This window comes from Flagellimonas flava (assembly GCF_050617915.1).
GTDB lineage: Bacteria > Bacteroidota > Bacteroidia > Flavobacteriales > Flavobacteriaceae > Flagellimonas > Flagellimonas flava_A.
In genome coordinates, this window is record NZ_JBODQE010000247.1 from 1 (window position 1) to 229 (window position 229).

At 41.0% G+C, this 229-nt stretch carries 1 protein-coding gene; it reads left to right on the forward strand.

All coding sequences use genetic code 11. From position 1 onward, the window contains the following. On the forward strand, positions 1-229 hold a 229-nt coding region (locus tag ACRHOZ_RS21715), incomplete at both ends, for a DUF3179 domain-containing (seleno)protein (protein WP_431130512.1).

Consider the following 229-nt stretch of genomic DNA (forward strand, 5'->3'; position numbering starts at 1 on the left):
AACTTTAATTGGCAGTAAACGGAAACTGTATCAACTTTTGGAATCCGATTGGGAAACTTTAAAACATCTGTTTCCTGAAGTGAGGGTGGTGAGCACAGACACTGGTTTTTCCAGAACTTATGGGGTATCACCCTATGGGAACTACAAGACGGATCACGATTTTTTCCTGTTTCCCGTTGACAAAGACCCACGATTACGTTGCAAGGAAAAGGTCTTGGCAATTTTAAAT